The organism is Herbaspirillum sp. CAH-3 (genome assembly GCF_009668275.1).
Taxonomy (GTDB): domain Bacteria; phylum Pseudomonadota; class Gammaproteobacteria; order Burkholderiales; family Burkholderiaceae_D; genus Herbaspirillum; species Herbaspirillum aquaticum.
Genome location: NZ_VSWE01000001.1, coordinates 100,741 through 123,726, shown reverse-complemented (window position 1 = coordinate 123,726; position 22,986 = coordinate 100,741). Strand labels below are relative to the sequence as shown.

Sequence of the window (22,986 nt, the reverse complement as noted above, 5' to 3'; positions counted from 1 at the left end):
CTCCTGAAGGGGAACAGTTTATACCAGTTGGCCTTTTCTTGCGGGCAAGCCGTCGGATTGCCACAACGATGTGAAGACTTTGGCCGACAAGCAGCCGCCGTCTGACAAGTTGCTTCACCCTGCGCAAAGGGCACTTTACGGATGTGCCCATGTCACAATGCAGCACGGCTGATCGTGCGCAACAATCTTCATATCACCGTATTTCCTGCCTCACCCTCATTTGGAGCCTGGATGAACAACAACATCAACAACAACACCCACAGCAAAACCCTGGGCTATCTGCTCTGGATCTTCGGATTTCTCGGCGCGCACCGCTTCTACTACGGCAAACCCGTCACCGGCACGATCTGGTTCTTTACGCTGGGCCTGCTGGGCATCGGCTGGATCGTCGACCTGTTCCTGATCCCGTCCATGGACCGCGAGGCCGACCGCCGTTTCGTGGCTGGCGAGATCAATTATTCGGTGGCCTGGCTGCTGCTGACCTTCCTGGGCATCTTCGGCGTCCATCGGATGTACATCGGCAAGTGGATCACCGGCATCGTCTACTTCTTCACCGGTGGCTTCTTCCTGCTGGGCGTGCTCTACGACTTCTGGACGCTCAACGCCCAGGTTTCCGAACGCAATCACGGCGCACGCGCCTGATCCCGCCGGCAGCCTGCCCGGCTGCCCTACTTCTTCTTCAATGCCTTCATGCGCTTGGCGGCCAGCTCCACGGTGTGGAGCTGCTCCTTGCGCTTCATCGATTTCCAATCCTTGATTTCATCCCGGGTGCGGCCGCAGCCGGTACAGACTTCGTGCTTGAGCTTGCACAGCGAGACACAGGGGCTCTTGACGTCTTTTGCCACTTCCGGATTCCACTTCATTCATGTTCAACCAGTGCTGACTGTACTGCAATGCCGGAAAGCCTGCTGGCGCCGCGCCCCATGAAAAAGGCCCGCATCCTTGCGGATGCGGGCCAGCCCACGACTACCTCTGCTACGGTTACTACTTTGCTACAGGTGTTGCAGCCGCCTGCTTTCCCCGAGTACCAGTCTTTCAAGCAAGCGACTGGACGGGAGTATCCGGGTTTATGGCGCCCATGGGCATAGGAAAACTCTGAAAAATCGGCTTTGATTTGTGCTGGAGTGCTATTCAGTTTTGCTGGACTGCTCTTTCTTATCAGATTTGTCCGATTTTTCCGATTTGTCTTGCTTGAAACGGGTCACCAGCAACTGGTTGATGCGATTGCCCTCGATGTCCACCACCTCGAACTTGAAATCCGAGAAGAGCACGAAATCGGTCTTCTTCGGAATCTTGCGCAGCATGTACATGATGAAGCCCGACAAGGTCTCATAGCCCACCGGATTGGGATATTCGTCGATGTCCAGTTCGTTCATGACATCGTTCAAGGGCGTCAAGCCATCCATGAGCCAAGAGTTCTCATCGCGCCGCACGATCTGCTGCTCTTCCTCGGTGATGGCCAGCAGGTTGCCCATCAAGACGCCGGTCACATCGGTGATGCTGATGATGCCCACGACCAGGGCATATTCGTTGACCACGATGGCCAGGTCTTCATCCATGGCCTTCATGCGTTCCAGCACTTCCCACAGGTTCAGGGAGTCGGGGATGGACAGCGGCGTATGCACCAGGCCCTTGTCGGCCAGGGAGAATTGTTCACCCTTGAGCAGGCGCTTCAACACATCCTTGCTGTCGATGTAACCCAGCACCGCGTCGATGTGGCCATCGCAGACCAGGAAGCGTGAATGCGGATGGTCGATGATCTTCTGGCGGATCATGTCTTCGCTGTCGGTCAGCAGGAAGTAGACGATGCTGTCGCGCGGCGTCATGGCCGAGGGCACGTAGCGGCTTTCCAGCTCGAACACGTTCTCGATCAGGTGATGCTCTTGCGTCAGCAGCACCCCGGCCTGCGCGCCCGCATCGACCATGGCGTGGATCTCGCTGGGGGTGATCACGTCCTGGCGCACCTGCGGCAGACCAAACAGCGTGAAGATCCACTTCGACAGACTGTTGAAGAACCACACCAGCGGCCTGAACAGCGTTTCCAGCAGCAGCATGGGCTGCACCAGGGCGACCGCGGCGCGCTCCGGGGCGGCCATGGCCAGGCGCTTGGGCATGAGGTCGGCAAAGAGGATGAAGAAGGCCGTCACCACCAGGAAGGACATGGCGAAACTGATGTTTTCCAGCATCGGGCCGACGTAGAAGGTGCTGACGATCTCGCGCATGTGCGGCGTTAGCGCCGGCTCGCCCACCACACCGCCCAGGATGGCCACGGCGTTCAGGCCGATCTGCACCACCGTGAAGAAATTGCCCGGCTGGGCTTGCAGCGAGAGGACACGGTCGGCGTTGTGTACGCCTTCCTTGGACATCATCTCAAGACGGATCTTGCGCGAGGCGGCAATGGAGATCTCGGCGCAGGAAAGAAAGGCGCTGACCACGACCAGGAGCAGGATCAGCAGCAGACTGGTGAATATGCTCATGTTGTTCATGTTGTTCTTATCTCATTGATTTGACGTGACATTCTCTCGCGCAACGGGGAGAAAAAGCAAATTCACGCCAATCAAGGGCGCAATGAAGCATTCTGCCGGCCACGCGGCAGGGTCCTCCACCACAACCATCGGTCATCGCCTCAATAGACGTCGCGCCGGTAACGTCCTTCTTCGGCCAGTGCCTGCAGGACGTGTTCGCCCAGGATCTCCTGCAGCGCCAGGGCCACGCCGCCGGCCATGCCCTGCAGGCTGCCGCAGACGTAGAGGCTGGCGCCTTCTTGCACCCATTGCCGCAGGACATCAGCGGCTTCGCGCAGCTTGTGCTGCACATAGATGCGCTCGGGCTGGTCGCGCGAGAAGGCCAGGTCCAGCCGTTGCAGCCAGCCTTGGGCCTGCCAGTCCTGCAGTTCCTGCTGATGGAAGAAATCGTATTGACGCGAGCGCTCACCGAACAACAGCCAGTTGCGCCGCTGCCCCGCCGCCACACGCTCGCGCAGATGCGCACGCAGGCCGGCCAGGCCGGTGCCGTTGCCGATCAGGATCAGCGGGCGATCATCGCCAGGACCATGGAAACTGCGGTTGCTGCGCACGCGCAGGGCGATCTCCTGCCCTGGCTGTGCATGCAGCCCCAGCCAGCCGGAACCCAGGCCGGCGCGGCCGTCGGGCAGGTGCATCAGGCGCACCATCAGTTCCAGCGCACCATCGGCGGGCAGCGAGGCAATCGAATAGGCGCGATGCGGCAGCGCCGGCAAGGCGGCCAGCAATTCCGGATCTGGCAGGCTGCGCACTGCGGCGAGCTGGCTGGCCTCGTGCGGCAGCAGCCGCGTGGCCAGTGCAGCACGCAGGGATTGACCCTGGCGGCCGATCGCATCGAGGAAGGCATCCACGGCAGCCACGCTGTTCTGCGGCCCGATCTCGGCGATATCACCGGCCTGCCACTCGGGCGAGGGCAGGTCGAGCGGCGTCAGGCTCAGGTGAAACACCGGATCCCCCTGGCTGCCCGGATTGAGCACGCGCCGGTCGGCCAGGCGCCAGCGGCCATAAGCGGGTGCGCTCCAGTCGGCTTCATCGCTGTGGCCGCTCAAGACACCCAGTTGGTGCTGCCAATGCCGCAGCGCGCCTTCATCGCCGTTGTCCACCTCGATGGCATCGAACAGCGGCTGCGCGTGGCGGCGGCACAGCCAGGCGTGCAGCGCATGGCCGAACGCGCAGTATTGCTGATAACTGCGGTCGCCCAGGGCCAGCACGCCGAAACGCAGGTCCGGCAAAGCGGCGCTGTCGCTGCTGCCCAGCTGGCGGGCCAGTGCGGAGGCATCGTCGGGGGCATCGCCCTCGCCCGTGGTGCTGGCCACGAACAGGGCCAGGCGCGTCGCCTGCAGGTCGGCATCGGTCAACTGTCCGGCCGGCAGCACGCGCACCACCAGGCCACCTGAGCGCAAACTTTGCGCGGTCTGCCAGGCCAGTTGCTCAGCTGTACCGGTCTGGCTGGCAAAAACCACCAGTACGGTTTGCGGGCCAGTGGCCTGTACAGTGCCCCACTCGGCTTGCTGCAACTGCTGCGCGCGACGATGCCGGAGCAAGGTCATCACGCAGAACACCAGGTAAGTCAGCGCCACCAGCGCGGCCATCAGGTAACGGGTCTGCATGGTCTGGCTCACTCCAGCATGGCGGCCAGGGCCGGGGTGAGGGTCTCGCGGAAGACATCGTCTGCGCGGGTGATGAAAAGAGCGGCAATCCCGCGTTCACGGGCAAAGGACAGTCCGGCCTCCTCCCCCAGTACAGTCAACACGGTCGCCAGGGCATCGGCCACCATGCATTGCCGGTGCAGTACCGTGACAGAGGCCAGTGCACTGCGCACAGGTGTACCGGTACGGGGATCGATGGTGTGCGCATAGCGCTGGCCATCGTGATCGACGTAGCGGCGATAGTCACCCGAGGTGGCGATGGCCAGGCCGTGCAAGGCCACGACCATGGCGGGGCTGTCATCCTGGGGCGGGCGTTCCAGCGCCACCCACCAGGGCTGTCCATCGGCCTTGACGCCCTCGCCCACCAGCTCGCCGCCAACCTCGGCCAGCCAGCTCACGCAGCCGCACTCGCGCAGCGCCTGCGCGACCAGGTCCACCGCGTATCCCTTGGCGATCCCGGAAAAATCCAGATGCACGCCCCCTGCCTGCTGCACCTTGCGCCCTGCCCGGTCAAGCACAATGCGCTGCCAGCCACAGCGCTGGCGGGTCGACGCCAGCAGGGCCGGGTCAGGCAGGCGCAATGCATCCCGCGGCACGCTGCCCGCGCCGAAACCCCACAAGTCCACCAGCGGACCGACCGTGGGATCGAAGGCACCGGCGCTATCTGTGGCCATGGTCAGCGCGGCGTCCAGCACGGTGAAGAAGTCCTCCGGCAAGGCATGCCAGCTGCCGGCAGGGGCGCGGTTGAAACGGCTGATGAGGGAATCGGCTTCCCAGGTACTCATCTCGTCGATGACCCGCTGCAACCGGGACGCGATGGCCGCTTCAACCATCTCCTGCGTGAGGCTGCGCGGGGCCAGTGCCTGCACGCTCCAGGTGGTGCCCATGGTCTGGCCGGACAGGCGCCGCAGCGCCACACCGGGTGGCAGGATGGACGGGGCTTGCAGGTCGACGGGGATCAGGACGCGGTGGGACATCGTCATCTTCGGCAATGAAAACGGCGCCTGCAATACAGGCGCCATCGGGGTCAATCAAATGCGATCAACTGCAATCAACTGCAATCAAAGGCTATCAAGCGATCAGGGCAGCACTTCGATGGTGGCAATGTAGGTTGCGCGACGCTGGGTGGCCTGCGGCAGCGAGGTCTTCTGGTCGGAGACGCTGGCTTCCATCCAGTACATGCCCGGGCCGGTCCACTTCACGCTGAATTTGCCCTCGGCATCGGTCTTGACCTTGCTGTCTTGCAGCTTGTCGCGATAGCGGATGCCGCCGGGCACCAGTTCCACTTCCACCTCCGAGGCCGGCTTGCCATCGAGCAGCAGCTGGAAGGTCGCGGTGTCGCCCGCCACCAGGTCGGTGGGATGGGTCACCGCTTGCAGCTCCAGGCCCACGCCGGTCGGGGCCAGCGCAGCCTTGCTCGGCTTGCCGGCAGTGACGAAGGTTTCCACCCGGCTGTTCATCTGGGTCACTTTCAGTTCGGTGGCATTGGCCGGGATTTCCTTGGCCAGGGTCTCGGCGGTGCCGCGCCAGCGCTTCTGCTGGCCATCCACCTTGTAGCTGGCGAAGACGCCGTTGTTGACCACGGCGATCTTGTAGGTGCCGGGCTGGCTCAGCTGCACGTCAAAGGTGCTGCGGTACTTGCCGGTGGCGGCATTGACGGCTTGCACCGGCTTGCCATCGGGACCGGTCACGACCAGGCCATCCAGGCGCAGCGGGAAGTGCTCGAAGTAGAACAGGTCATTGGAGACGGCGGCATCCACCGTGACCCAGGCTTCATTGCCCGAGAGGACGGTGGCCGAGGGCAGCAGCCACTGGCGATGCGCGTGGGCCGACAGCGGCAGGCTGATGGCCAGGGCCAAAGCGGCGATCTTCATGGAGCGGCCGGCGAAGTGCTTGAGGGAAAACGACATGGCAGGTTCCTTGTTCTGGTTGATCTTGTTGGGGAGTCAGAGATGGCAGGCCATCAGGGCTTCAGTTCCAGCGCCACGGCACCCAGCTCGCTGGTGCCTTGGGCCTTGGCGCTCTGGGCCGACTTCGGCGGCCACTGGAACGGCACCTTCACCAGCTCGCGGCCGCCGACTTCACGTGCGGCTTCCACCATCAGCACATAGTCGCCGGGCGCCAGGTTGGCGATGGGGCCCTTGCCGGAGCCGAAATTGAGTTTCTGTACACCCGGTGCACGGGTTGCACCGCTGACGCCATCGATGGGCATCTGCTGCTCACGTCCGCTGCGGCGCCACCACTGGCGCATGTCCTTCAACCACTTCTCGCCTTCCTTGTCTTTTTTCTTCACGTCGTACCACACCGCCAGGTTGGCGGCCACGCTCTGGTCGGCGCGTTCGATCCAGGCGGCCAGATACGGACGGTGATATTCGGCCACGTTCAGGGTCGGGATTTCGATGTTGACGTTCATCTCCGCTGCACCCGCCGGGGCGGCAGTGGCAAACAGCGCCGCCATGGCCAGGGCCAGGGCAGTCGGTTTCAACAGGGCGGACTTGCTACGCTTCATGGGACCTCGCTAAAGAAAACAGGATGACTGGCTGCAAGCCGCAAGGGCCTGTCTGGCTAAGGGAAACGACGAATTCAGTGGATGAAGACCAGCGCCAGCAGCAAGGGCGCTACCAGCCCCAGCGCCACCAGCGGCCAGGTGGCCGGGCGCTTGCCGGCATGCATCTGCAGCAGGAACAGGCCGGTGATGCAGAACACCAGGCAAGCCACCGCAAACACATCGATGAACCAGCTCCAGGCCGTCCCCGTATTGCGGCCCTTGTGCAGGTCATTGAAATAGGAAATCCAGCCGCGGTCGGTCTTCTCGTATTCGACCTGGCCATCCTCCAGCGCCACGCGCAGCCAGGCGTCACCGCCCGGGCGCGGCAGGGCCACGTAGACTTCATCGGCCGACCATTCTGCGCTCTGCTGATCCACCGTTACCGCCAGTTCACGGCTAACCCAGTCGCGCACGGCGGGCGGCAGCGCGGCCTTGCTGCCGCCCTTGGCATCGGCCGCTTCCGCCTGTTGGCGCAGCGGGGCCAGCAGCGATTCGGGTAGCAGGGCCTTTCGATGGGTAACCTGCGGCTTGGCTTCAATCTGGGCGGCGTGGTTCAGCGTGAGCCCCGTGGCGGCGAACACCAGCATGGCCACCAGGCAGATGCCGGAGCTGATCCAATGCCATTGATGCAGGTGCTTGAGCCAGAAGGCACGGCGTTTCTGGTCAGCAACGGCAGGCAGGGGATGGGCGGCAGCGGGCTTCATGAGACGGCAGCGGAATCGGGAAGGAGGAACAAGGCGAGGCCCCTCGGATTTCGCACCAAATAATAATAATTCTCAATTATATCTGGACTCATCCATACCTCGCTAGCCGCCCGGCGTACTTTTACTTTGCGATACATGCGGATACAAACCCCGCCAAGAGGCCAGCCCCGCCGCGATACGCAGTGCCGGTGCCAGGGAGGCCGGCAGCATGGGACCGTGGGCCAATCCCGGAAAACTTTGCCACTGCACCTCTAGACCGTGCCGGTCGCGCAGCCGGCCGGCCAGTTCCGGCAAAGCCTGCGGCGGCATGGCTGCGCGCGCGGCCAGCATGGCGCGGGCTCGTGGATCGTCAGCCTCCGTGGGCATGCGCTCGCGCCGTTCCGCCTCCCCCGCCATCAACCACAGCCGGGCACCGGGCGCTCCCGGAAAAGCCTGCTCTTCCTGCAGGATCACACCACCCTGCCACCACAGCGAGGGACTGGCCGCGATATAACGGCTGAACAGGCCCGGCCGGGTGAACAAGGCGTGCAGCACGAACAGGCCGCCATAGGAGTGGCCCCACAGGCTCAGCTGCGTGGCATCCAGTGCCACCTGCTGGCGCACTTGAGGCAGGATGCGATCCTGCAGCAGATCCAGGAACACCGTCGCGCCGCCGCCACGTCGTCCGCGCGAGGTTTCCTCATCGACCTGACCGGCAAGGATGGGCGGCGTGTAGTCATACGCGCGGGCAGCCACGTCGAAGCGCAGCGCCGTGTCGTAGCCGACGGCCACGATGACCGGCGGCGAGCCATCCTGCAACGCCTGCAATTGCGGCTCGTCGATGGCCGCCAGCGCCGCATTGCCATCGAGCAGCACGATGGCCGGATAGCCCTGCGGCGGTGGCGGACGCAGCGGCACCCCCACCGTGATGCGGTAGCTGCGCTGACCATCCACGGAACCCAGCGTGAAGCGACTGAAGCGGTACCAGGCCGAGCCAGTGTCAGCGATGGTGGGACCCAGCGGATGCGACAGATCCGGCTGGGCCTCGGCCCAGGCGGGCAGGCAGGCAAGCATCGCCGCGCCAAGGATACGCCGGCGGCCCGGCAGCAGCGGCTCCATCAGAAGCGCTGGGTCAGGCTGACCCACAGGCGGCGGCCGTCGCCGACAGTGTTGAAGCTCTGCTCGTCCAGTCGCTTGTCGGTCAGGTTGTAGATGGCCGCGCTCACCGATGTGCGCTGGTTGACCGCATGCGTCACGCCGAGATCGGCCAGCGTATAGGCCTTGTACTCCTTCACGCCCGAGGACGAGATGGTGGTCCCGGCCGTACCCACGCGCGCGGCGGCGTTGACTTCCTTGCCGTGGTAGTTCAGCGCGGTCCACACCGTCCAGGCATCAGCCGGGCTCCAGTCCGCGCGCAGGTTGAACATGTGGCGCGGCGTGCGGGCCAGCGCATAGCCATCGTAGCTGCCGCCCTTCTGGCGCGAATCGGTGAAGGTGTAATTCGTCTTGAAAGCCAGGCTGCGCGTGGCCTGCCAGCGGCCGCTCAGCTCCACGCCCTTGATGGTGGCGCGATCCACGTTGTAGCTATACCAGAGACGGTAATTGTTGTTGGCCGACCAGCGGGCGATGGAGCCATCGGCGTTGTAGACCAGGGCATTGCTGACCTTGTCCTTGAAGTCGGTGTAGAACAGCGTGGCACCGCCGGAGAGGCCGGTGTGGTTGTCCCACAGGGCGCCCAGCTCCCAACTGGTGCTGGTTTCCGGCTTGAGGTTGGGGTCGCCGATGATGACGCCGCAGGTGCCGGTGGGACCGACGGTGCAGCCCGCACCACCGGTCGTGTAGGCGTAGCCCGGCGCGATGGTACGAATGTCCGGTGCCTTGAAGCCGCGCGAGACCCCGCCCTTGATGGTCAGCTGCTCGCTGCCATGCCACACCGCGTAGAGGCGCGGGCTCCAGTGGTTGCCGTAGACCTCGTGGTTGTCCAGGCGCAGGCCGCCGGTCAGGGCCAGGCGGTCGGTGAGCTTCCACTCATCCTCCACGAACAGCGCCTTCTGGGCAATGCGGAATTCCTGCACGCGCGTGCTGCTCACGCCCGGGTTGACGTCGGTGAGCGTAGCCTCGTTCCACTGCCCGCCCAGCACCATCCAGTGCGCGCCCAGGGGCATGGACAGCTTGCCGTCCAGCACCAGATTCTCGATCTTTGGCGCGCGCGTGGCCTGGGTGTAGCGATCGCTGCCGACGGGACTCTCGGTATAAGTTTTGCGTTGCGCCTTCTCGTAGGCGATCGAGACATCCGACGTGGCCCAGCCGTAGCGGCCCGTATGCGACAGTGCCATGTGGTCGCGCGGGTTTTCCGTATAGCTGTCGGCGGTACTACGGGTCGCGGCCAACGTGTGATAGCTGGAGGCGTCGCGACGCACCTGGGATGTGCCGATCTCGGCCAGGATGTCGTGATTCTTGTTGGGCGTGAGCGCCAGGCGCGCGGTGAAATCGGTATCGAGCGCCTTGGTATTGCCATTGAGGATGCGGTCTTCCTGGCGCTTGTAGACCTTGCCCCACAGTTGCAGGCCCAATACTTCGCTGGCGATCGGGCCGTTGACGTAGAACTGGCCCTGATAGGCGTCACCCGAGTCGCCATGCTGCTGCAGCGTGGTGTCGACGCTCACCGAGCCGCCCCACTGCCGCGCCACTTTCTTGGTGATGATGTTGATGACGCCGCCCATGGCATCGGATCCATAGAGTGAAGACATCGGTCCGCGTACCACCTCGATGCGCTCGATGGCCTCCAGCGGCGGAATGTAGGACTGCTCGAAGCCGGAATTGCCATTGGTCCGTGCATCGCGCGTGCTCTGGCGCTTGCCATCCACCAGGATGAGCGTGTAGGCACCGGGCAGGCCGCGAATGAAGATGTCCTTCTCGCTGGCGGTACCGGTAATGGTGACGCCCTCGACATCACGCAGGGCATCGGTGAGATCGCGGAAAGGACGCTTCTTGAGCTCCTCCTGGCTGATGACGGTAATGCTGGCCGGCGCGTCCACCACCTCCTGTTCGAAGCCGGTGGCGGTGACCACCACTTCCTTCAGGCCAGCCCCTGCATCCTGGGCCACGGCCAGGCCGGAACCGGCGACATACAAGGCCAGCGCCGCCGCGACCGCCTGCGCCACGCGCGTAACGGACAGCGCGCCAGGCGCAGGAAGGTGATGATGCGGATGATGCATGATGAATTCCCCTGTGGTGATGACGTGCCAGGGTCCGGGCGCAAGGCCGCCCCTGCAGGCGGCAACGGCAGCCCGCATCGACGCGGATGCATGGGAAGGCGAACGGGCCCAGCACGGCCCGGACCATGGCGAGTGATTTGCGAATGAGAATTATATTCATTTAAAATTGACAAAAGTTTGTCAAATTGTGGCAAGTCGCACGGTGCGTGCGCCTCATCCGGGCGCATTGCGCGCACCGCCGTCATCAAGGGGAAGGAACAAGAACATGCACGCGCAACGTCACGTCCTGGTGGTGGACGATCATGCGGACATCAGCGAGCCGCTGGCGGCTTACCTGCGCCGGCAGGACATGCAGGTCAGCCTGGCAGCCAATGCCGCGCAGGCACGGGCGTTGCTGCAGGCGCAGGCATTCGACCTGGTGGTGCTGGATGTGATGATGCCGGGCGAGGACGGTCTTTCGCTGTGCCAGAGCATCAGCCAGCAGCATGGCACGCCGGTGATCCTGCTCACTGCGCTGGCGGCCAGCAGCGACCGCATCCGCGGCCTGGAGACCGGTGCTGACGATTACGTAGTGAAACCCTTCGATCCCCATGAGTTGCTGGCCCGCATCCGCAGCGTATTGCGCCGGGTGGCACGACCGTTGCCGGTCCCGGCCAAAACGGCCGGTGCGGGCACCGTGCAGCGCTATGTCTTCGACACCTGGACACTCGATGTGCAACGGCGCGAACTGCGCGACCGGGACGGCACCCTCGTGACCCTCTCCAGCGTGGAATATCGCCTGCTGCGGGCGCTGGTGGAGCATCCCAACACGGTCCTGTCGCGTGACCGCCTGCTGGACCTGACCGCCGGCAGCGACGCACTGGCCTTTGACCGCAGCATCGACAGCCAGGTCAGCCGTCTGCGCAAGAAACTCGAACCCGATCCGCGCAGGCCCGGTCTGCTCAAGACGGTCTGGGGCAATGGCTACCTGCTGGCCGCGCGCGTGAGTGCCGACCCGGCCACGCCATGAGGGCCTGGCCGCGCAGCATGACCGCACAGTTGCTAGCCCTGCTGCTGCTGGGCCTGGTGGCGGCACACCTGATCGGGCTGGTGCTGGTGCAACCGAATGGCACGCGCATCCACGTCATCTCGCGCGACCAGATGGCCGAGCACGCCGCCGTGGCCTGGCGCCTGGCTCAGTTGCCGGCGGCGCAAGCGCAGGAGGCACTGGCACGTGCCAGCGACGGCGACTCGCGCTACCGACTCGATCCGGATCCGCAGATCGATGCCGCCCATGAGGAGGGCCGGGACCAGGACCTGCTGCGCCAGCGGCTGCAGGCGCAACTGGGCCTGCAGCCAGAGGCGCTGCGCATCAGCCTGCGCGAAGCCGACGACGGCCCGGCCCTCCTGCGCATCGCGCTGCGTACGCCAGCGGGCCTGTGGGTCAACACGCAGCAGCAGCCCTTGATCACGCAGGGCTGGGTCCGGCCACTGCGATTTTCAGTCCCCGTAAGTACCCTGCCGGTGTTGCTGATCGTGGCCTTGTTCCTGCGCCGTATCCTGCGTCCGGTCAACGCACTGGCCCAGGCGGCAGAACGGGTGAGCCGCGGCGAGGAGGTGGCGCCACTGCCGCTGACCGGTCCGCAAGAAGCGCGCGAGGTCACCGCGGCCTTCAACCTGATGCAGCAACGTCTGCGCCGCTTTGTCGAGGACCGCACCCGCATGCTGGCGGCCATCAGCCATGACCTGCGTACGCCGATCACCTCATTGCGCCTGCGTGCGGAACTGGTCGACGACACTGCCCTGCGCAAGGCGATGATCCGTACCCTCGACGAGATGCGGGTGATGGTGGAAGAGACCGTGCGCTTCGCACGGGATGATGCACATACCGAAGTCACGCGGGAAATCGACCTGGCCGATTTGCTGCAGGAACTTGCGCAGGAGCACGCCGAGCACGGCCATGATGTACAGATAACTGTGCAGAAAAATGCGCGGAAGATAGTACAGGACAACGCAAGGCACCAAACCGTGGCGCGGCACGCCGGCCCCCTGCCCTATCGCTGCCGGCCTGTGCATCTCAAGCGGGCGCTGTCGAACCTGGTGGACAACGCCGTACGCCACGGCCAGCGGGCGAGATTGTCATTGAGCATGGAGCAAGACGGCAGCCTGTCCATCCTCGTCGATGATGACGGCCCCGGCATTGCGGAGGAACACTTGCAGGAAGTCTTCAAACCCTTCGTACGCCTCGATCCGGCACGCTCCGGCAGCAACTTCGGCCTGGGCCTGGCGATCGCCCGTTCCTGCATCGAGGCCCATGGTGGCCGGTTGGAACTGCGCAACCGCCGCCAGCCGGGCGACCGTGGCCTGCAAGCCTGCATCAGCCTGCCGGCCTGAACCGGGGCGATGCACAGGCCTCAGCGCAGCAGCTCGTAAGGCCCGCCCTTCTCCAGCGCACGCTGGTAGGCCGGGCGCGCATGGATGGCTTCGAGGAACTTGAGCAGGTTGGGATAGCGCCCGTCGAGTCCGCCCCGCGCGCGCATGCCCTCCACCGGGAAACTCATCTGGATGTCGGCCCCGGTGATGCTCTTGCCGGCGAACCAGCCGTCCTTCTCCAGTTCGGCCTCCATGTAGCGCATCTGCCGCTCGACCTGCGGTGCCACCACGCGGCTGCGCATGCCGTCGCCCAGCATCCGGGCGATCGGGCGGATCAGGGCCGGTACGGCCTTGGGCATCTTGCTGAAGATCAGCCCCAGCAGCAGCCAGGGCATGGCCGAGCCCTCGGCGAAGTGCAGCCAGTAGCGGTAACGCAGGCGCTCGGGCGTCCCTGGCGCGGGCAGGAGGCCACTGTCGGCGCCGTAGCGTTCGAGCAGGTATTCGACGATATTGCCTGATTCGGCCACCGTCAGCTCGCCATCGGTGATGACGGGCGACTTGCCCAGCGGATGCACCTTCAGCAACTCCGGCGGAGCCAGCATGGTTTTGGGGTCGCGCTGGTAGAACTTGATCTCGTAGTCCAGGCCCAGCTCTTCCAGCAGCCACAGCACGCGCTGGGAGCGGGAGTTGTTCAGGTGATGCACGGTGATCATGGCGCGGTCCTTGTAAAATGCGAAGCGACAACTCTAACACCATCAAGAAACCCGCCCCATGGCCGTCACGCCTCTTTACAAACAATTTGCCGACCAGCTCGCGGCCTCCATCCGCGAGGGCGTCTTGCGCCCGGGCGAGCGCATCGCCTCGGTGCGCATCGCCAGCCAGCAGCACAAGGTCAGCGTCACTACCGTGGTGCGCGCCTACGAACTGCTGGAAAGCCGGGGCATCATCGAGAGCCAGCCCCAGTCCGGCTACTTCGTGCGCGAACAGGCCGAGGCCCCGCCCCCTCCCGTGCTCAAGACGCCCTCCCAGGCCGATCACCCGGCCTGGCAGGAATCCACCGAGGTCGACGTCAGCCGCCTGGTGCTGGCGACCCTCAAGACCATCCAGCAGGACGGCACCGTGCCGCTGGGCTCACCCTATCCCAATCCGGCGCTGTTCCCTTCGCACCGGCTGGCGCAATATGCCGGCCGCATCGCGCGCCACGCCAGCCAGTCCAGCGTGTTCGACGACCTGCCCCCGGGCCACCCGGACCTGCTGCGCCAGATCGCGCGCCGCTATCTGGAAAACGGCCTCAAGGTCGATCCCGAAGAAATCGTCGTCACCGTCGGTGCCACCGAAGCCATCAATCTCTGCCTGCAAGCCGTGGCCCGTCCCGGCGACACCATCGCGGTGGAGACCCCGACCTTCTACGCCATGCTGCACGCCATCGAGCGCCTGGGCATGCGGGCGCTGGAGATCCCGACCGATCCGCAGCGCGGCCTCGATGTCGGCGTGCTGGAAGAGCGGATGAAGACGCAGCCGGTGGCGGCCTGCATGGTGATGCCGAACTTCCAGAATCCGCTGGGTTTCCAGATGCCGGACAGCGAAAAGGAAAGACTGGTACGCCTGGCCGAACAGCACCAGATGCCGCTGATCGAAAACGCCGTCTACAGCGAACTGTATTACGGCAATGCCCATCCCTCGTCGCTGAAGAACTATGACCGCCAGGGACTGGTGCTGCACTGTTCCTCGTTTTCCAAGAGCCTGACCTCGGCCTACCGCATCGGCTGGGCCATGCCGGGGCGCTATCGGGCGCAGGTGGAAAAACTCAAGTTCCTTAATACGCTGGCCACGCCGACCGCGCCCCAGCGCGCCATCGCGGAATACCTCACGCAAGGCGGCTACGAACGCCACCTGCGGCGCGTGCGCCGTGCCTTCGCGCAGCAGCGCGACATGATGCGGCACTTCGTGCTGCGCTTCTTCCCGGCGGGCACGCAGGTGTCCGAGCCGCAAGGCGGATATGTGCTGTGGGTGGAGTTGCCGCAGGGGGTGGATGCAATGGAACTGTATCGCCGCAGCCTGGCGCTGGGGATCACGGTGGCACCGGGGCGCATCTTTGCGGCGACCAACCGGTACAGTCATTTCATTCGGCTGAACTACAGCTATGCCTGGTCCAAGGAAACCGAACAGGCCTTGAAACTGGTAGGAAAACTGGTGGAAGAACTGGCGGCGTGAAATTGCAGGGCGACGCTGCGGCGCGCACCGTCGGGCGCGCCGCATACTGCTTTTACTGAGGCGACACCAGCAAGCGCGCGCTGCCGGTCCCATCCTCATTCATCTCGACCTTCACCACCCCGGCTTCTTCCAGGGCCGACAGGAAACGCCGCAAGGTACTCATGCGCAATTGCGTGCGCTTGGACAAGCGCGCCAGCGACAGCGCCCCGCCCTCCTTTTCTTCGGCATCGGCCTGCAGGGTTTCCACGATCAGCAGCACTTCGGGCGGCACGCCCATCTGCTGCGCGCGGGCCTGCAGGTCGGCGTCCTCCTGGGCGGGCATGTCGGCCACACTCATGCCGGCCTCCATCAAGCTGCCGAACGCTGCACCGCCGAACGCGACAACAGCACCGGGATGGACTTGGAAGTCGGCGTGCGCGCCTTGTCGGCAAAGCTTTCCAGCGGCACCAGCGGATTGGTCTCGGGATAGTAACTGCCGATACAACCGCGCGGAATGTCATATTCCACCAGCAGGAAACCATCGGCCCGGCGCTCCACGCCGTCATCCCAGACGCTGGTGATGTCGACCCATTCACCATCCTTCAAACCCAGCATCTGCAGGTCTGCCGGGTTGATGAAGACCACGCGGCGCTGGCCGAACACGCCGCGATAACGGTCGTCCATACCATAGATGGTGGTGTTGTACTGGTCGTGCGAACGGGTGGTCATCAAGGTCAGCAGCTTCTCGCCATGGATCGCGCGGGCGCGATGGATGGGCGTGTCCTTGGGGATCTCATGGACGATGAAGTTGGCCTTGCCGCTGCCGGTCTTCCAGACGCGGTCGCGCGAGGCCACGCCCAGGTGGAAGCCGCCCGGATTGGCGATGCGCTCGTTGTAGCCCTTGAAGGCGTCATACACCTTCTCGATGGCGTCGCGGATGCGCGAATAATCTTCGGCGTACCACAGCCAGTCGATCTTGGGACCATTGTTGCGCGACTTCATGGTGGCCTCGGCCAGGTGCGCCACGATGGCCGTTTCCGACATCAGGTGTTCCGACGCCGGCTTGTTGATGCCGTAGGAGACGTGGACCATGCTCATCGAATCTTCCACCGTCACGCCCTGCGGACCGGATTTCTGTACGTCGATCTCGGTGCGGCCCATGGTCGGCAGGATCAGCGCATCCTTGCCATGCACCAGGTGGCTGCGGTTGAGCTTGGTGGTGATGTGCACCGTCAGGTTGCACGAACGCATGGCCTCGAAGGTGCGCGGCGTATCGGGCGTGGCCATGGCGAAGTTGCCGCCCAGGCCGATGAAGACCTTGGTGCGGCCTTCCAGCATGGCCATGACCGAACCGACCGTGTCATTGCCGTGATGGCGCGGGGCCTTGAAACCGAACACCTGTTCCAGGCGATCCAGGAAAGCCGGGGTCGGCTTCTCGTCGATGCCCACCGTACGGTCGCCCTGCACGTTGGAGTGGCCGCGCACCGGGCACAGGCCCGCGCCCTGGCGGCCGATGTTCCCGCGCAGCATCATCATGTTCGACAACAGCTGGATGGTGGCCACCGCGTACTTGTGCTGGGTCAGGCCCATGCCCCAGGTGGCGATCACTGCCTTGCCCTTGACGTAGACCTGGGCCAGTTTCTCGATGTCCTCGCGGGAGACGCCGGACTCGGCCACGATGTCATCCCAGCTTTCGGCACGCGCCTGGGCGGCGAATTCCTCGAAGCCGGCGGTATGTTCCTCGATGAACTTGACGTCGATCACGCGCTCGGCACCGGCCGCCTTGGCCGCGTCATCCAGTTCGATGGTGCGCTTGATGACGCCCTTGATCAGCGCCAGGTCGCCACCCAGCGTGGGGTGGATGAACATGGAACTGATGCGGGTGCTGCCCATGGTCAGCATCTCGACCTTGCTCTGCGGATCGGCAAAGCGTTCCAGGCCGCGTTCCTTCAAGGGGTTGATGGCCACGATGGTGGCGCCGCGCTTGGAGGCGTGGCGCAGCTCGCCCATCATGCGCGGGTGGTTGGTGGCCGGGTTCTGGCCGAACAGCAGCAGCGTGTCGCAATGATCGAAGTCTTCCAGCAGCACCGTGCCCTTGCCGATGCCCACCGTGCCCGGCAGGCCCACGCTGGTGGGCTCGTGGCACATGTTGGAGCAGTCGGGGAAATTGTTGGTACCGTACTGGCGCACAAACAGCTGGAACAGGAACGCCGCTTCGTTGCTGGCGCGCCCGGACACATAGAAGTCCGCCATGTCCGGATCGGGCAAGGCATTGAGGTGCTTGGCCATCAGCTCGAAGGCGGCGGACCAGTCGATCTTCTTGTACTTGTCGGTGGCGGCGTCATACACCATGGGATGGGTCAGGCGGCCGTGTTCTTCCAGCTCGTAATCCGATTGCTGCATCAGCTCGGTGACGGTGTGCTTCTCGAAGAACTCGGGGGTGACGCGCTTCTTGGTGGCTTCGGCGGCCACGGCCTTGACGCCGTTTTCGCAGAATTCGAAAGTGGAGGTATGTTCGCGGTCCGGCCATGCGCAACCGGGGCAATCAAAGCCGTCAGGCTGGTTCTGCGACAACAGGGTACGCAAACCCTTGCCGTCGGCCACGTGTTCCTTGACCAGGTTCAGCGCCACGTATTTCAGTGCGCCCCAGCCGCCTGCGGGTTGATTGTATTGCTCGATTCTTGGTTTGGAAGGCATGATGTCTCGGGTCGGAGTGGAGTCCAGTGTAGGTGAAGTCTAGGTCACACCGGCCCCGACCGGAATGCACAGGAAGCGCCGGCGGATTCAAGCACAGTGCCTTGCAAGCCGCATGCGCAAAGACTTCCCGACGATCTGTACAGTAGCTGAAATCGCGGGTGTCCGCTTTTGTGTACCGTAACTGTCCGGTCGCTGTACTGTTATCCGTACGCCAATCTGTCCAGGTTCCTTCCAGCCCCGTGATTGCCCCGCGCGCTCGGTCGTGCTCAGTCCTGCTCAGTCGCGCTCAGTCATCCAGCGGCAATGCCAGCGTTTCCTTGATCTCTTCCATCACCACATAGCTCTTGGACTGCGCCGCTCCCGGCAGCTGCAGCAGGATGTCGCCCAGCAGCTTGCGGTATTCCGCCATGCCGCGGATGCGCGCCTTGATGAGGTAGTCGAAGTCGCCCGAGACCAGGTGGCATTCCTGCACTTCAGGAATGCGCAGCACCTCGCGACGGAACTGCTCGAACATGTTGCCGGACTTGTGATTGAGCGTGATCTCCACGAAGACCAGCAAGGTTGCCCCCAATGACTCGGGATTGACGCGCGCGTAATAGCCGCTGATGACGCCATCGCGCTCCATGCGCCTGACCCGTTCGATGCAGGGCGTGACCGACAGGCCGACCTGTTCGCCCAGCTCCTTCATGGAGATGCGGCCGTCCTTTTGCAGCACCGCCAGGATGCGGTGATCGAGCTTGTCGAGGGTGCGGATGGACTGTTGCTGGGTTCTCATGAAATTTTCCCGTTTCAGCGCGATTTTCATGAACCGTTAATGAAATCAGCCATAAATACGCGAACAAACACTATTTATTCACCCATATGATAGCTGAATCTTCTAATCCAACAGCCTTTTGCAGCGGCATCAACGAAACGGGGAGTTCAGCATGCGCGTCGTCATTCTTGGAAGCGGTGTCATCGGGGTCACCAGCGCCTGGTATCTGGCCAGGGCCGGTCACGATGTGACCGTGCTGGACCGCCAGCCCGGCCCCGCGCTGGAGACCTCGTTCGGCAATGCCGGCCAGATCTCTCCCGGCTACGCCTCGCCCTGGGCCGCGCCCGGCATCCCTTTGAAGGCCATCAAGTGGATGTTCCAGGAACACGCCCCGCTGGCCATCCGCCCGGACGGCACCTTGAACCAGCTGCGCTGGATGTGGCAGATGCTGCGCAACTGCAACGCCGAGCGCTACGCCGTCAACAAGGAGCGCATGGTGCGCCTGGCTGAATACAGCCGCGACTGCCTGCGCGACCTGCGTGCCGACGTCGGCATCCCCTATGAAGGCCGCCAGCAAGGCACGCTGCAACTGTTCCGCTCGCAGGAACAGCTCGACGGCGCCGCCAAGGACATCGCCGTGCTGCAGGAAGCCGGTGTCCCCTTCGAACTGCTGACCCCGGAACAACTGGGCGGTGCCGAACCGGCCCTGGAAAAGGTACGCGGCAAGCTCACCGGCGGCCTGCGCCTGCCCAATGACGAAACTGGCGACTGCCAGCTCTTCACCACCCGCCTGGCCAAGATGGCCGAACAACTGGGCGTGAAATTCCGCTATGGCGTCTCGATCGACGCCCTCACCATGGCCGGCGGCAAGATTGCCGGCGTGGTCTGCGGCAAGGAGCTGGTGCAAGCCGACAGCTATGTGGTCGCCCTGGGTTCCTACTCGCCGCAACTGCTGCGGGACATCCCGGGTCTGCCGGGCATCCCGGTGTATCCGCTCAAGGGTTACTCGATCACCGTGCCGATCACCGATGCATCGGCCGCTCCGGTCTCGACCATCCTCGACGAGACCTACAAGATCGCCGTGACCCGTTTCGACGACCGCATCCGCGTGGGCGGCATGGCCGAGATCGTCGGCTATGACACGGCCCTCAAGGCCAAGCGCCGCGCCACGCTGGAACTGGTGGTCAATGACCTGTTCCCCGGCGCGGGCGACACCAAGCAAGCCAGCTTCTGGACCGGCCTGCGCCCGATGACCCCGGATGGCACGCCCGTGGTCGGTGCCACCCCGGTCCCGAACCTGTACATCAACACCGGCCACGGCACGCTGGGCTGGACCATGTCCTGCGGTTCGGGCCAGCTGCTGGCCGACCTGATCTCGGGCCGCCGCCCTGCCATCGCCCATGAAGACCTGTCCGTGGCGCGCTACATGGCCTCGGGCAGCCACGTGCAGACGCCGCGCCTGGCCGGGGCCTGATCGCCCCGTCGTGTATCGATAGTCTCTTCTGCATCCCTCGCAGAATGGTTGGCCGGAGTGAATTGCTCCGGCCTTTTTTATGCGCGCGCAGCCGGATGCGATGAGGGGACGTGTCCCGTCATCCGCTTGAACATGGTCGAAAACGTCGCCGGCTGTTCATAGCCCAGGTCATAGGCAATGGCCGTCACCGAATGCCCCAGCGCCAGCCGCGAAATCGCATTGACGATACAGGCGCGCAACCGCCATTGCTGGAAGCCCATCCCGGTCTGCGCCAGGAATTTGCGGGTGAAGCTGCGCTCGCTCATGTGCAATTGCGCCGCCCACTCGGCCGGACGCGAGCGGATCGACGGCGCCCGCATGAAATCCCGGCACAGCGCTCCCAGCTTCTCCTCCTGCGGCAGCGGCACATGTATGGGAATCTCGCGGGCCCGGCCGATCTCCTTGAGCAGCAAATGTATCAGCGCCTCTTCCCGGCTATGGGGGGCGTAGTGCGGATCGATGCGGGTGGCTTCGATGAGCAGCTCGCGCAGCAGCGGATGCACCTCCAGCACCTGGCAGGTCTTCGCTGCGCGCGGCGCATGTTCGGGCTCGACGAAGGCGCTGCAGGTGGTGACAGGCAAGAGCATGCGGCTCTGGTGCTCGCGCCCGGAAGGAATCCACACCGCGTGCTGCGGCGGCACGACCCAGGCGCCGTCCTGCGTGACCACCTGCATCAGGCCGCCCAGCCCGAAGAGCAACTGCGCCCGGCGATGGCTGTGCCAGGCCTGCAGCGACCCGCGCGCATAGTCGGCGCCGGCTGCCACCACGGGGCGGGCAATGCGGTCGACCCGGTCGATGGGCAGGGGGGAACGGGAGGGAGAAGGCTTGCGCATGGTCTGGTCCGGCTTGGCGTACATCCGAAGATGACTGCCCGATGATGGAAACTCCGCCACCGCGAAGCGCGCCGCGCAGGTTGGCGTAAATTCAAACATTCTTGACCCAACTACGAAAGTCAGTCAACCCGGCCTGCCCTACTGTACGTTTTTTCTCCAAGGTTTTCATCCATCGAGTTCGCCATGCCTCCTCCCCTCCTCTCCGGCATCCTGGTCGCGCTGATCTGGGGCGTACAGCCCGTGATCTCGCGCTACGGCTTCCAGCAAGGCTTGACGCCCCTGGATGCGACGCTGATGCGCTTTCTCACCAGCGGCGTGCTGATCCTGCCCTTCGCCTGGCGGCGCGGGCTGCGGGGCGCGTGCGGGGTCGGCTGGAAACGCGGGCTGGTGCTGTTCCTGCTGTCGGGTCCCTTGTTCAGCCTGGTGCTGGTGGCGGGCGTGAACTACGCACCGGCTTCGCACGGCGCGCTGATCCATCCGGCCTTGACGCCCTTGTTCGGCATGGCGATCGGCCGCTACGCCCTCGGGCAGCGTGAACGCGTCTCCCTGTGGGGGGTGGCGCTGCTGCTGGCGGGGCTGGTGCTGGTGGCGCTCAATGGCATCCTCGCCAGTGGCGGGCTGGCGCCCGATGGGGCGTGGCGGGGCGACCTGCTGTTCGTGCTCTCGGCGCTGATGTGGTCGAGTTACCTGATGCTCAATCGGGCCTGGAAGATTGCGCCGCTGGATGCGGTGGCGCTGACGCAAGTGCTGTCTCTGGCCTGCATGCTGCTGGCACTGCCGTGGCTGGGCACGCAGACCTTCAGCAAGCCGGCGTCGGCGCTGCTGCTGCAGAGTGCCTATCACGGCGTGCTGGTCAGTATCGTCAGCGTGGCCTTGTTCAACTGGGTGGTCGCGCGCCTCGGCGTGAAGGCGCTCATGCTCAATGCCCTCTCGCCGTTGTTTGGTGTTCTGGCCTCGGCTTGGATCCTGGGCGAGACGCTGTCGGTGTCGATGATGATCGGTGCCGTGGCCATCGTGGCCGGACTGGGCGTGACCATGACAAAGACGCGCCCGGTGCGCACACCGGGCCAGTGATGCGGGCGGCGCGCCTGCTGCCGATCAGGGCCGCACTGCCCCGTTGACCGCCAGATACACCGCGTACAACGAGGTGGTGGCAGTGATGAAGAGGCGATTGCCGCGCGGCCCGCCGAAGACCACATTGGACACCACTTCCGGAATCAGGATCTTGCCCAGCAAGGTGCCATCGGGCGCATAGCAATGCACGCCATCGCCGGCCGAGGTCCAGATGTTGCCGTGGGCATCGAGCCGGAAACCGTCGGCCAGCCCTGGATCGATGGTCGCGAAGACCTCGCCGCCCTTGAGCGTGACGCCATCCACCACATCGAATACGCGGATATGATGCGGGCCGCCCGCGCGGTGGGTGAGACCGGTATCGGCGATGTAGAGGCGGCTTTCGTCGGTAGAGAAGGCCAGGCCATTGGGACGCTCGAGATCGCTGCTGACGATGCTGATGTCACCGCTGTCGCCATCGATGCGATAGACATTGCACGCACCGATTTCGCTCTCGGCCTGATAGCCTTCGTAATCGCTGTTGATGCCGTAATCCGGATCAGTGAACCAGATCGAGCCATCGGACTTGACCACGACATCGTTCGGCGAATTGAGGCGCTTGCCCTGCCAGTGCGAGGCCAGGGTAGTGATGCTGCCATCGTGTTCGGTGCGCACCACGGCACGGCCACCGTGCAGGCAGCCAACGATGCGGCCTTCGCGGTCCAGCGTATTGCCGTTGTTGAAGTTGGAGGGCTGGCGAAATACACCCGCCCCCGCGCCCTCGGACCAGCGCATCAGGCGGTTGTTGGGGATGTCGCTCCAGATCAGCTCCTGCGTGGCCGGCAGCCACACCGGGCCTTCGGCCCAGCGGCAGCCATGGTAGAGACGATCGACCTGCGCGGTGTCGATGACCATGCGGCGAAAGCGCGCATCGAAATACTGGAAGGGGGTATCGGGCAAGGACATGCGTTCTC

General features: G+C 64.3%; 22 protein-coding genes. 7 read left to right on the top strand and 15 right to left on the bottom strand.

Features of this window, described 5'->3' with window-relative positions; genetic code table 11:
- Nucleotides 1-231 precede the first annotated feature (231 nt).
- A complete protein-coding gene (locus FYB76_RS00585) occupies nt 232-642 on the top strand; it encodes a TM2 domain-containing protein (RefSeq protein WP_088754136.1) in 411 nt (136 codons plus the stop codon).
- A 26-nt stretch (nt 643-668) separates the two neighbouring features.
- Here FYB76_RS00585 and FYB76_RS00580 read toward each other — a convergent pair whose 3' ends face one another.
- The 9 genes from FYB76_RS00580 to FYB76_RS00540 form a co-directional block, all read right to left on the bottom strand.
- Nucleotides 669-863 carry a DUF1289 domain-containing protein gene (locus FYB76_RS00580; protein ID WP_154132345.1) on the bottom strand — a complete coding sequence of 65 codons (195 nt, stop codon included), beginning with the start codon at nt 861-863 and terminating at the stop codon, nt 669-671.
- A gap of 264 nt (nt 864-1,127) precedes the next feature.
- Nucleotides 1,128-2,477: a hemolysin family protein gene (locus FYB76_RS00575; protein WP_195724544.1), complete on the bottom strand. Its 1,350-nt coding sequence runs from the start codon at nt 2,475-2,477 to the stop codon at nt 1,128-1,130.
- Between the two features lie 149 nt (nt 2,478-2,626).
- Nucleotides 2,627-4,132, bottom strand: a complete 1,506-nt coding sequence (locus tag FYB76_RS00570) for a sulfite reductase flavoprotein subunit alpha (RefSeq protein ID WP_154132343.1) — start codon at nt 4,130-4,132, stop codon at nt 2,627-2,629.
- A gap of 8 nt (nt 4,133-4,140) precedes the next feature.
- Entirely contained in the window at nt 4,141-5,148 is a 1,008-nt protein-coding gene (locus FYB76_RS00565; RefSeq protein WP_154132342.1) for an FAD:protein FMN transferase, read from the bottom strand.
- A gap of 102 nt (nt 5,149-5,250) precedes the next feature.
- Nucleotides 5,251-6,081 carry a DUF4198 domain-containing protein gene (locus FYB76_RS00560; RefSeq protein WP_154132341.1) on the bottom strand — a complete coding sequence of 277 codons (831 nt, stop codon included), beginning with the start codon at nt 6,079-6,081 and terminating at the stop codon, nt 5,251-5,253.
- Between the two features lie 53 nt (nt 6,082-6,134).
- The gene (locus tag FYB76_RS00555) at nt 6,135-6,680 is read right to left on the bottom strand and encodes a DUF2271 domain-containing protein (protein ID WP_154132340.1); all 546 of its coding nucleotides are present in this window, start codon (nt 6,678-6,680) and stop codon (nt 6,135-6,137) included.
- Nucleotides 6,681-6,754: 74 nt separating this feature from the next.
- Nucleotides 6,755-7,423 carry a PepSY-associated TM helix domain-containing protein gene (locus FYB76_RS00550; RefSeq protein ID WP_154132339.1) on the bottom strand — a complete coding sequence of 223 codons (669 nt, stop codon included), beginning with the start codon at nt 7,421-7,423 and terminating at the stop codon, nt 6,755-6,757.
- A gap of 102 nt (nt 7,424-7,525) precedes the next feature.
- Nucleotides 7,526-8,521 carry an alpha/beta hydrolase gene (locus tag FYB76_RS00545; RefSeq protein ID WP_154132338.1) on the bottom strand — a complete coding sequence of 332 codons (996 nt, stop codon included), beginning with the start codon at nt 8,519-8,521 and terminating at the stop codon, nt 7,526-7,528.
- A complete protein-coding gene (locus FYB76_RS00540; RefSeq protein ID WP_154132337.1) occupies nt 8,521-10,620 on the bottom strand; it encodes a TonB-dependent receptor domain-containing protein in 2,100 nt (699 codons plus the stop codon). Before FYB76_RS00540 ends, FYB76_RS00545 begins: the two co-directional genes overlap by 1 nt.
- On the opposite strand from FYB76_RS00540, the gene FYB76_RS00535 reads away from it, so the two are divergent.
- From FYB76_RS00535 to FYB76_RS00525, 3 genes are all read left to right on the top strand, one after another.
- A complete protein-coding gene (locus FYB76_RS00535) occupies nt 10,619-10,756 on the top strand; it encodes a hypothetical protein (protein ID WP_154132336.1) in 138 nt (45 codons plus the stop codon). The two genes, FYB76_RS00540 and FYB76_RS00535, sit on opposite strands and share 2 nt — an antisense overlap.
- Nucleotides 10,757-10,885: 129 nt before the next feature.
- Nucleotides 10,886-11,629, top strand: coding sequence for a response regulator (locus tag FYB76_RS00530; protein ID WP_154132335.1), 744 nt, complete (start codon nt 10,886-10,888; stop codon nt 11,627-11,629).
- Between the two features lie 17 nt (nt 11,630-11,646).
- Nucleotides 11,647-12,993, top strand: a complete 1,347-nt coding sequence (locus FYB76_RS00525; protein WP_154132334.1) for an ATP-binding protein — start codon at nt 11,647-11,649, stop codon at nt 12,991-12,993.
- A gap of 20 nt (nt 12,994-13,013) precedes the next feature.
- Here the strand turns inward: FYB76_RS00525 and FYB76_RS00520 are convergent, their stop codons facing one another.
- The gene (locus tag FYB76_RS00520; RefSeq protein WP_154132333.1) at nt 13,014-13,685 is read right to left on the bottom strand and encodes a glutathione S-transferase family protein; all 672 of its coding nucleotides are present in this window, start codon (nt 13,683-13,685) and stop codon (nt 13,014-13,016) included.
- A 58-nt stretch (nt 13,686-13,743) separates the two neighbouring features.
- On the opposite strand from FYB76_RS00520, the gene FYB76_RS00515 reads away from it, so the two are divergent.
- Nucleotides 13,744-15,186, top strand: coding sequence for a PLP-dependent aminotransferase family protein (locus tag FYB76_RS00515; RefSeq protein ID WP_088754125.1), 1,443 nt, complete (start codon nt 13,744-13,746; stop codon nt 15,184-15,186).
- 52 nt (nt 15,187-15,238) lie between these two features.
- Here the strand turns inward: FYB76_RS00515 and FYB76_RS00510 are convergent, their stop codons facing one another.
- The 3 genes from FYB76_RS00510 to FYB76_RS00500 form a co-directional block, all read right to left on the bottom strand.
- Entirely contained in the window at nt 15,239-15,523 is a 285-nt protein-coding gene (locus FYB76_RS00510) for a helix-turn-helix domain-containing protein (RefSeq protein ID WP_229296836.1), read from the bottom strand.
- 11 nt (nt 15,524-15,534) lie between these two features.
- Nucleotides 15,535-17,862 (bottom strand): FdhF/YdeP family oxidoreductase, encoded by a 2,328-nt coding sequence (locus FYB76_RS00505; protein WP_154132331.1) that lies wholly within the window; start codon nt 17,860-17,862, stop codon nt 15,535-15,537.
- Nucleotides 17,863-18,148: 286 nt separating this feature from the next.
- The gene (locus tag FYB76_RS00500) at nt 18,149-18,637 is read right to left on the bottom strand and encodes an Lrp/AsnC ligand binding domain-containing protein (RefSeq protein WP_026051927.1); all 489 of its coding nucleotides are present in this window, start codon (nt 18,635-18,637) and stop codon (nt 18,149-18,151) included.
- A 151-nt stretch (nt 18,638-18,788) separates the two neighbouring features.
- Between FYB76_RS00500 and FYB76_RS00495 the strand changes: the two genes are divergently transcribed.
- Nucleotides 18,789-20,090 (top strand): D-amino acid dehydrogenase, encoded by a 1,302-nt coding sequence (locus FYB76_RS00495; protein WP_154132330.1) that lies wholly within the window; start codon nt 18,789-18,791, stop codon nt 20,088-20,090.
- Between the two features lie 77 nt (nt 20,091-20,167).
- Here the strand turns inward: FYB76_RS00495 and FYB76_RS00490 are convergent, their stop codons facing one another.
- Nucleotides 20,168-20,962 (bottom strand): helix-turn-helix domain-containing protein, encoded by a 795-nt coding sequence (locus FYB76_RS00490; protein WP_154132329.1) that lies wholly within the window; start codon nt 20,960-20,962, stop codon nt 20,168-20,170.
- A 183-nt stretch (nt 20,963-21,145) separates the two neighbouring features.
- On the opposite strand from FYB76_RS00490, the gene FYB76_RS00485 reads away from it, so the two are divergent.
- Nucleotides 21,146-22,036 carry a DMT family transporter gene (locus FYB76_RS00485; protein WP_088754121.1) on the top strand — a complete coding sequence of 297 codons (891 nt, stop codon included), beginning with the start codon at nt 21,146-21,148 and terminating at the stop codon, nt 22,034-22,036.
- A 24-nt stretch (nt 22,037-22,060) separates the two neighbouring features.
- Here the strand turns inward: FYB76_RS00485 and FYB76_RS00480 are convergent, their stop codons facing one another.
- A complete protein-coding gene (locus FYB76_RS00480) occupies nt 22,061-22,978 on the bottom strand; it encodes an SMP-30/gluconolactonase/LRE family protein (RefSeq protein WP_154132328.1) in 918 nt (305 codons plus the stop codon).
- Nucleotides 22,979-22,986 lie beyond the last annotated feature (8 nt).

What these genes read in the sequence shown, in the direction of transcription:
- FYB76_RS00500 (WP_026051927.1), bottom strand. Translation starts at nt 18,637, where the DNA reads ATGAGAACCCAGCAACAGTCCATCCGCACCCTCGACAAGCTCGATCAC.
- FYB76_RS00535 (WP_154132336.1), top strand. Translation starts at nt 10,619, where the DNA reads ATGATGAATTCCCCTGTGGTGATGACGTGCCAGGGTCCGGGCGCAAGG.
- FYB76_RS00505 (WP_154132331.1), bottom strand. Translation starts at nt 17,862, where the DNA reads ATGCCTTCCAAACCAAGAATCGAGCAATACAATCAACCCGCAGGCGGC.
- FYB76_RS00580 (WP_154132345.1), bottom strand. Translation starts at nt 863, where the DNA reads ATGAAGTGGAATCCGGAAGTGGCAAAAGACGTCAAGAGCCCCTGTGTC.
- FYB76_RS00570 (WP_154132343.1), bottom strand. Translation starts at nt 4,132, where the DNA reads ATGCAGACCCGTTACCTGATGGCCGCGCTGGTGGCGCTGACTTACCTG.
- FYB76_RS00495 (WP_154132330.1), top strand. Translation starts at nt 18,789, where the DNA reads ATGCGCGTCGTCATTCTTGGAAGCGGTGTCATCGGGGTCACCAGCGCC.
- FYB76_RS00545 (WP_154132338.1), bottom strand. Translation starts at nt 8,521, where the DNA reads ATGGAGCCGCTGCTGCCGGGCCGCCGGCGTATCCTTGGCGCGGCGATG.
- FYB76_RS00575 (WP_195724544.1), bottom strand. Translation starts at nt 2,477, where the DNA reads ATGAGCATATTCACCAGTCTGCTGCTGATCCTGCTCCTGGTCGTGGTC.
- FYB76_RS00550 (WP_154132339.1), bottom strand. Translation starts at nt 7,423, where the DNA reads ATGAAGCCCGCTGCCGCCCATCCCCTGCCTGCCGTTGCTGACCAGAAA.
- FYB76_RS00515 (WP_088754125.1), top strand. Translation starts at nt 13,744, where the DNA reads ATGGCCGTCACGCCTCTTTACAAACAATTTGCCGACCAGCTCGCGGCC.
- FYB76_RS00485 (WP_088754121.1), top strand. Translation starts at nt 21,146, where the DNA reads ATGCCTCCTCCCCTCCTCTCCGGCATCCTGGTCGCGCTGATCTGGGGC.
- FYB76_RS00555 (WP_154132340.1), bottom strand. Translation starts at nt 6,680, where the DNA reads ATGAAGCGTAGCAAGTCCGCCCTGTTGAAACCGACTGCCCTGGCCCTG.
- FYB76_RS00565 (WP_154132342.1), bottom strand. Translation starts at nt 5,148, where the DNA reads ATGTCCCACCGCGTCCTGATCCCCGTCGACCTGCAAGCCCCGTCCATC.
- FYB76_RS00520 (WP_154132333.1), bottom strand. Translation starts at nt 13,685, where the DNA reads ATGATCACCGTGCATCACCTGAACAACTCCCGCTCCCAGCGCGTGCTG.
- FYB76_RS00480 (WP_154132328.1), bottom strand. Translation starts at nt 22,978, where the DNA reads ATGTCCTTGCCCGATACCCCCTTCCAGTATTTCGATGCGCGCTTTCGC.
- FYB76_RS00585 (WP_088754136.1), top strand. Translation starts at nt 232, where the DNA reads ATGAACAACAACATCAACAACAACACCCACAGCAAAACCCTGGGCTAT.
- FYB76_RS00490 (WP_154132329.1), bottom strand. Translation starts at nt 20,962, where the DNA reads ATGCGCAAGCCTTCTCCCTCCCGTTCCCCCCTGCCCATCGACCGGGTC.
- FYB76_RS00525 (WP_154132334.1), top strand. Translation starts at nt 11,647, where the DNA reads ATGACCGCACAGTTGCTAGCCCTGCTGCTGCTGGGCCTGGTGGCGGCA.
- FYB76_RS00510 (WP_229296836.1), bottom strand. Translation starts at nt 15,523, where the DNA reads ATGAGTGTGGCCGACATGCCCGCCCAGGAGGACGCCGACCTGCAGGCC.
- FYB76_RS00530 (WP_154132335.1), top strand. Translation starts at nt 10,886, where the DNA reads ATGCACGCGCAACGTCACGTCCTGGTGGTGGACGATCATGCGGACATC.
- FYB76_RS00560 (WP_154132341.1), bottom strand. Translation starts at nt 6,081, where the DNA reads ATGTCGTTTTCCCTCAAGCACTTCGCCGGCCGCTCCATGAAGATCGCC.
- FYB76_RS00540 (WP_154132337.1), bottom strand. Translation starts at nt 10,620, where the DNA reads ATGCATCATCCGCATCATCACCTTCCTGCGCCTGGCGCGCTGTCCGTT.